At 70.8% G+C, this 6,290-nt stretch carries 4 protein-coding genes; 2 read left to right on the top strand and 2 right to left on the bottom strand.

Features of this window, described 5'->3' with window-relative positions; genetic code table 11:
- Nucleotides 1-1,248: NAD+ synthase (locus ACTS11_RS15320; protein WP_442641166.1), on the bottom strand; the 1,248-nt coding region annotated here is incomplete at its 3' end.
- Between the two features lie 226 nt (nt 1,249-1,474).
- Between ACTS11_RS15320 and ACTS11_RS15315 the strand changes: the two genes are divergently transcribed.
- Together ACTS11_RS15315 and ACTS11_RS15310 are read left to right on the top strand one after the other, a co-directional pair.
- Nucleotides 1,475-2,908 (top strand): 2-isopropylmalate synthase, encoded by a 1,434-nt coding sequence (locus tag ACTS11_RS15315; RefSeq protein WP_442641167.1) that lies wholly within the window; start codon nt 1,475-1,477, stop codon nt 2,906-2,908.
- A gap of 13 nt (nt 2,909-2,921) precedes the next feature.
- Nucleotides 2,922-3,860, top strand: a complete 939-nt coding sequence (locus ACTS11_RS15310; RefSeq protein WP_442641165.1) for a hypothetical protein — start codon at nt 2,922-2,924, stop codon at nt 3,858-3,860.
- A 142-nt stretch (nt 3,861-4,002) separates the two neighbouring features.
- Here ACTS11_RS15310 and ACTS11_RS15305 read toward each other — a convergent pair whose 3' ends face one another.
- Nucleotides 4,003-6,069 (bottom strand): bifunctional sulfate adenylyltransferase/adenylylsulfate kinase, encoded by a 2,067-nt coding sequence (locus tag ACTS11_RS15305; RefSeq protein ID WP_442641164.1) that lies wholly within the window; start codon nt 6,067-6,069, stop codon nt 4,003-4,005.
- Nucleotides 6,070-6,290 lie beyond the last annotated feature (221 nt).

Here is a 6,290-nt window from a genome sequence, read left to right as displayed (position 1 = left end):
GCCCGCCATGTCGCCGTAGATCGTGGCGTATCCGACCGCGACCTCGGACTTGTTGCCGGTGGTCAGCAGGATCTCGCCGAACTTGTTCGACAGCGCCATGAGCATCACGCCGCGAAGGCGCGACTGCACGTTCTCCTCGGTGATGCCGGGCTCGGTCCCCGCGAAGAGGTCCCCGAGCGCGCCGAGGACGGCCTCGTGCGCGGTGCCGATCGAAACCGTGTCGAGCCGGCAGCCGAGCCGCGCGGCCACGTCGCGCGCGTCCTCCAGCGACGTTTCGGAGGTGAAACGCGAGGGCAGCATGACGCAGCGCACGTTTTCCGGTCCCAGCGCGTCGCAGGCGATGGCGGCCACGAGCGCGCTGTCGACCCCGCCCGACAGGCCGAGGACCGCCTTGCCGAACCCCGCCTTGCGCATGTAGTCGCCGAGCGACAGGACCATGGTGCGGTAGTCCGCCTCCCAGGCGTCGGGCAGCTTCGCCTTGGCGCCCGGGATCGCCCGCCAGCCGTCGTCGCCCCTCTCGAAGTCGACGTGGAAGAGGCCCGGCTCGTAGGCCGGGAACTGGTGGGTGAGTTGCCCGTGCGGGTTGAGCACGAAGCTCGCCCCGTCGAAGACCTGGTCGTCCTGCCCGCCGAGGAGGTTCAGGTAGGCCAGCGGCAGCCCCGTCTCGACCACGCGGGCGACCATCTGCGCCTGGCGGATGTCCATCTTGCCCCGGTGGTAGGGCGAGCCGTTCGGCACGAGCAGGATCTCGGCCCCCGTCTCGGCCAGCGTCTCGGTCACGTCCTCGAACCAGGCGTCCTCGCAGATCGGCACGCCGATGCGCACCGGCCCCACGCGCACCGGCCCCGAGGGGTCGCCGGCGTGGTAGTAGCGCTTCTCGTCGAAGACGTTGTAGTTCGGCAGGTGGTGCTTGAGCACGGTCGCGGCGATCCGGCCCTCCTGCAGGATGTAGTAGGCGTTGAAGGGCTTGGCGCCCCCGGGCAGCGGGCCGCCGATGCCGATGGCGGGCCCCTCCGCGCAGGCGGAGGCGAGCTCGCCCGTCACCCGGTGCACGTCCATCGCGAAGGCGGGCTTCTTCACCAGGTCCTGGAGCTGGTAGCCGGTCAGGAACATCTCGGGGAAGGCGATCATGTCCGCGCCCGCGGCCTTCGCCTCGGCCCAGGCGGCGCGCGCCATCCCGGCGTTGCCCGCGAGGTCGCCCACCGTCGGGTTCAGTTGCGCGAGGGTCAGTCGAAAGCGCTCGGGCATGGTCTCGGGGCCTCGTCTCTCGTCGGTTGCGCCCCCACATAGCAGACCTCCCGGCGGGGCCAAGCCGTCGCGCGCCCGGCGGGCCGAAAGGCGTTGCAGAGACTGGGTGCCTCCCCTAGCTTTGTCCGGGCCGAGCGGTGCCGGCGGAACGGAGGCGGTTCCGGGACATGGAGGGGCGAGACCCGTGCGAAAGACGAAATGGGGCGTCGCGGTTGCAGGCGGACTGATGTTCGCGTCCGGGGCGGCGTTCGGGCAGGACGACACCAGCACCGACATCGTGCAGTACGACAACGGCGGAATCTACGAGGGCGAGTTCCGCAACGGCGTGCAGCACGGCACCGGCACCTACCGGCTGCCGAACGGCTACGAATACACCGGCGAATGGGTCGACGGCGAGATCCGCGGCCAGGGCGTCGCGCGCTTTCCCGACGGCTCGGTCTACGAGGGCGCCTTCGCCGCGGGCCGCCCGCAGGGCACGGGCTCGATCACCTTCGCCGACGGCTCGACCTATGACGGCGAGTGGAACGAGGGCCGGATCGAGGGCACCGGCACCGCCGTCTACGCCAACGGCGTGAGCTACACGGGCGAGTTCCTGAACGCGCTCCACCACGGGCTCGGCGTCATGACGGGGCCGAACGGCTACCGCTACGAGGGCCAGTGGGAGAACGGGCTGAAGCAGGGGCAGGGCACCATCGTCTACCCAGACGGCGCGACCTATACCGGCCAGTTCGACGAGGGCCAGCGCGAGGGCACGGGCCGCCTCGAGATGGCGGACGGCGTCGTCTACGAGGGCCAGTGGCTCGACGGCCAGATCAACGGCGAGGGCACGCTGACCCAGCCCAACGGCGACGTCTACACCGGCACGCTGGTCGACGGCCGGCGCGAGGGGCAGGGCCGCGTGGTCTACGCCAACGGCGACGTCTACGAGGGCACGTTCGAGGACGACCGGCGGCAGGGCACGGGCACCTTCACCGGCACCGACGGCTACGTCTACGTGGGCGAATGGCACGAGGGCCGGATCGAGGGGCAGGGACAGGTCACCTATCCCGACGGCTCGGTCTATGTCGGCGCCTTCCGCAACGACCTCGCCCACGGGACGGGGACGATCACCTATCCCGACGGCTCCTCCTACGAGGGCGACTGGGTCGACGGCGTCATCCAGGGCGCCGGCGTCGCGCGCTACGCCAACGGCCTCGTCTACGAGGGCCAGTTCCTCAACGCGCGCCAGCACGGCCAGGGCGTCATGAGCCATCCCGACGGCTACCGCTACGAGGGCCAGTGGGAGGATGGACTGCGCCATGGGCAGGGCGTGGCGACCTATGCCGACGGCACCGTCTACGAGGGCGAGTTCGTCGCGGGTCAGCGCGAGGGTGAGGGTACGCTGACCATGCCTGACGGCTTCACCTATGCCGGCGCCTGGGACGATGGCGAGATCAACGGCTACGGCATCGCCACCTATTCGAACGGCGACGTCTACGAGGGCAACTTCGTCAACGGCCGCAGGCAGGGCGCGGGCGTCATGCGCTACGCGACCGGCGAGGTGCTGCAGACCGAGTGGGAGGCGGGCCTTCCCACCGACGGGGACGCGCCCACGCCCGCCGACCAACCCGACACCGCCGAGACCCCGCCCGGAGCCGAGGCCGCGCCGAGCGACGGCTGAGGCGGCTTTCCCGATGGGTCGCAGGCTGTTCCCCGCGCGGCGCGCGCCGGTTCTCCCGGCGCTGCTCCTCGCCGCGATGCTGCCCGCTCCGGCGGCGGCGGACCTGCTGGCACCCGGCGCCGACCGCCGCGAGATCCCCTTCTCCGTCGCGGACGGCAAGCCGATGATCGCCGCCACGGTGGGCGGGGCCGAGGGGCGCATGATGTTCGACATGGGCACGCCCGACGCCGTCTTTCTCAACCGCGACGCGCTCGACCTGCCCGAGGGGCGCTTGCTCGCCGAGGGGCGCGCCGCCTCCGGGCAGATCATCGAGGTGCGCGAGCACCAGGCGGCGCCGGTCACGCTCGGGGGGCAGGCGGTGACGCTCGGTCCGGCGCTCAGAAGCGGCAATTTCGGTTTCGCGGAGGCGGCGCTCGGCGACGACTTCCTCGGCTTCGTCGGCGCGCCGGCGGTCGCGGGCGAGGCCTTCGTGCTCGACTACGGGCGGCAGGTGCTGACGATCCTGCGCGCGGGGCCGGAGGGGGCGCTTGCCGACGCGCCCGCGCCCGGCGAGGTGCTCGCGCGGATCGAGGTCGCGCCGGGCGAGGCCGGGCTGCCCACGGCGGCGGCGGAGGCGGGCGGCCTGCCCCTCGCGCTCGACCTCGACACGGGCGACGGCGGGACGCTCTACCTCCGTGCCGCGACGCGCGCCGCGCTCGAGGAGGCGGGCCTCCTCGCGGTGGACGGGGACAGGGCGCGCCTCGCCGAAGCGATCTTCGGCGGCGCGGCCTTCCGCGACCTCGACCTGCGCCTCGTGGAGGCGGGCGGGCCCGGCGACAGCCGGTCCGACCCCGAGGCCGACCTTCTCAGGATCGGCGCGGCCTTCCTCGCGCGCTATCCGACGCTCTGGAACATTCCCGCCGGAACGGTCGCGGTCCTCGACCCCGGCGCAGCCTTCCCCGAAGCCCGCTGAGCGGCGCGGTCAGCGGGTTCATCCGCGGCGCGGGCACCGTGGATGGGAGCCTTGTCCACAGTCGCAGCGGTGACTGACCGGCGTTGCAGCCATCCTATCCCGTCCCGCGGCGGCGGCCGCGAGACGGAGAGCAGGCCCGAGGTCAGCCCGCCACGAGGCCCATCTGCTCGAGCTTCAGGAGCACCTGCTGCGCGCAGTAGTCGACCTCGGTGCCCTCGGTGTCGACCACCAGCTCGGCGGCGGTCGGCGCCTCGTAGGGGTCGGAGATGCCGGTGAACTCCTTGATCTTGCCTTCGCGCGCGAGCTTGTAGAGGCCCTTGCGGTCGCGGCGCTCGCATTCCTCGATGCTGGTGGCGACATGGACCTCGACGAAGGCGCCGTAGGCTTCGACCATCTCGCGCACGGCCCTGCGGGTGGCCATGTAGGGTGCAATGGGCGCGCAGATCGCGATGCCGCCGTTCTTGGTGATCTCGCTGGCGACGTAGCCGATGCGGCGGATGTTGATGTCGCGGTGTTCCTTCGAGAAGCCGAGTTCCGAGGACAGGTGCTTGCGCACCACGTCGCCGTCCAGCAGCGTCACGGGACGCCCGCCCATCTCCATCAGCTTGACCATGATGGCGTTGGCGATCGTCGACTTGCCGGACCCCGAAAGGCCCGTGAAGAAAACCGTGAAGCCCTGCTTTGAGCGCGGCGGCGAGGTGCGGCGGAGCTCCTGCACCACCTCGGGGAAGGAGAACCACTCGGGGATCTCGAGCCCCTCGCGCAGACGGCGGCGCAGCTCGGTCCCGGAGATGTCGAGGATCGTGTCGCCCTCGGGCACTTCGTTGGCGGGGTAGTACTGCGCCTTCTCCTGCACGTAGACCATGTGCTTGAAGTCGACCATCTCGAGGCCGATCTCCGCCTCGTGCTGCTTGAACAGCTCCTGCGCGTCGTAGGGGCCGTAGAAGTCCTTGCCCTGGCTGTTCTTGCCCGGTCCGGCGTGATCGCGACCGACGATGAAGTGGGTGCAGCCGTGGTTCCTGCGGATGATCCCGTGCCACACCGCCTCGCGCGGGCCCGCCATGCGCATGGCGAGGTTCAGCAGGCTCATGTGCGTGGTCGCGGCCGGGTACTTGTCGAGCACCGCCTCGTAGCAGCGCACGCGCGTGAAGTGATCGACGTCGCCGGGCTTGGTCATGCCGACGACGGGGTGGATCAGCAGGTTCGCCTGCGCCTCGCGGGCGGCGCGGAAGGTCAGTTCCTGGTGTGCGCGGTGCAGCGGGTTGCGCGTCTGGAAGGCGACGACGCGGCGCCAGCCGAGCTTGCGGAAATAGGCGCGCAGCTCGTTCGGCGTATCGCGGCGGGCGCGGAAGTCGTAGTGGACGGGCGGCTGGATGCCGGTGATCGCGCCGCCGAGATAGACCGGCCCCGCGACGTGGTGGAGGTAGTTGACCGCCGGATGCGCGAGGTCGTCGGCGCCGAAGACCTTCGCCGCCTCGCGCGGCTTGTCGGGGCTCCACTTGTCCGAGATGGAGAGGATCGCGAGGATCACGCCCTCCGCGTCGCGCAGCGCGATGTCCTGCCCGGGCTCGACGCTGTCGGCGAAGGCCTGCGACACGTCGAGTGTGATCGGCATCGGCCAGAGCGTCCCGTCGGCGAGGCGCATGGTCTCGACCACGCTCTCGTAGTCCTCGCGCCCGAGGAAGCCCTTCAGCGGCGCGAAGCCGCCGTTCATCAGCAGTTCGAGGTCGCAGGTCTGCCGCGGCGTCAGGTCCCAGGAGGGGAGGTCCGCGGCCTCGAGCTTCAGTTTCTGGGCGCTGTCATAGGAGACGTAGAGTTCGGGCACGGGCGCAAGGTGGCTTTGCATGATCGGTAATGTCCTGTTTCCTGGAGGGCTGAGGCGGCTCGGCATGCCGGTCAGTTCGGCATGGAGAGCGTTGTATTCGTCGAACTTGCGGGCGAGGAACCGGGTGACCAGCCGGGCCTTTTCGGCCGCGCCGCGCGGGGTGAGGAGGTAGGCCGCCCTCTGGCGGCGGTCGGTCGAGTTCTTCTCCGCGATCCGGACGAGGCCCGCGCGGGTCGCCGCGCGAAGCTGCGCGTTGAGCCCGCCGAGACTGATTCCCAGCGCCTCGGCCGTCGCCCGCTGCGACGCCTCCGGCGCCGCGTCGAGCTGGCGCAAGAGGCGGAAGAGATGTTCTTCGTCCGGGAGGTCGGTCTGCGGTTCAATCACGGGGATCTGCAAATGAATTTATGTTCAACGGTGAACATATCTCACATGCGGCAAGGCATGTAAAGGGCAGCCTGGCCCTTCCGGCGCGGCATTTCGCACCGCGCCGCCGATCGGTGGCAGGTCGGGAAAAGGCTATTCCGCCGCGTCGACGGGGGCGGCGTAGGCTCCGGCGGCGGCAGGCTCCTCGCCCTCCTGCTCGGCGAGCCAGGGCTCGGCGTCGA

The sequence above is a fragment of the Roseicyclus sp. genome, assembly GCF_052168335.1.
GTDB lineage: Bacteria > Pseudomonadota > Alphaproteobacteria > Rhodobacterales > Rhodobacteraceae > Roseibacterium.
This window is presented reverse-complemented; position numbering and strand designations above follow the sequence as displayed.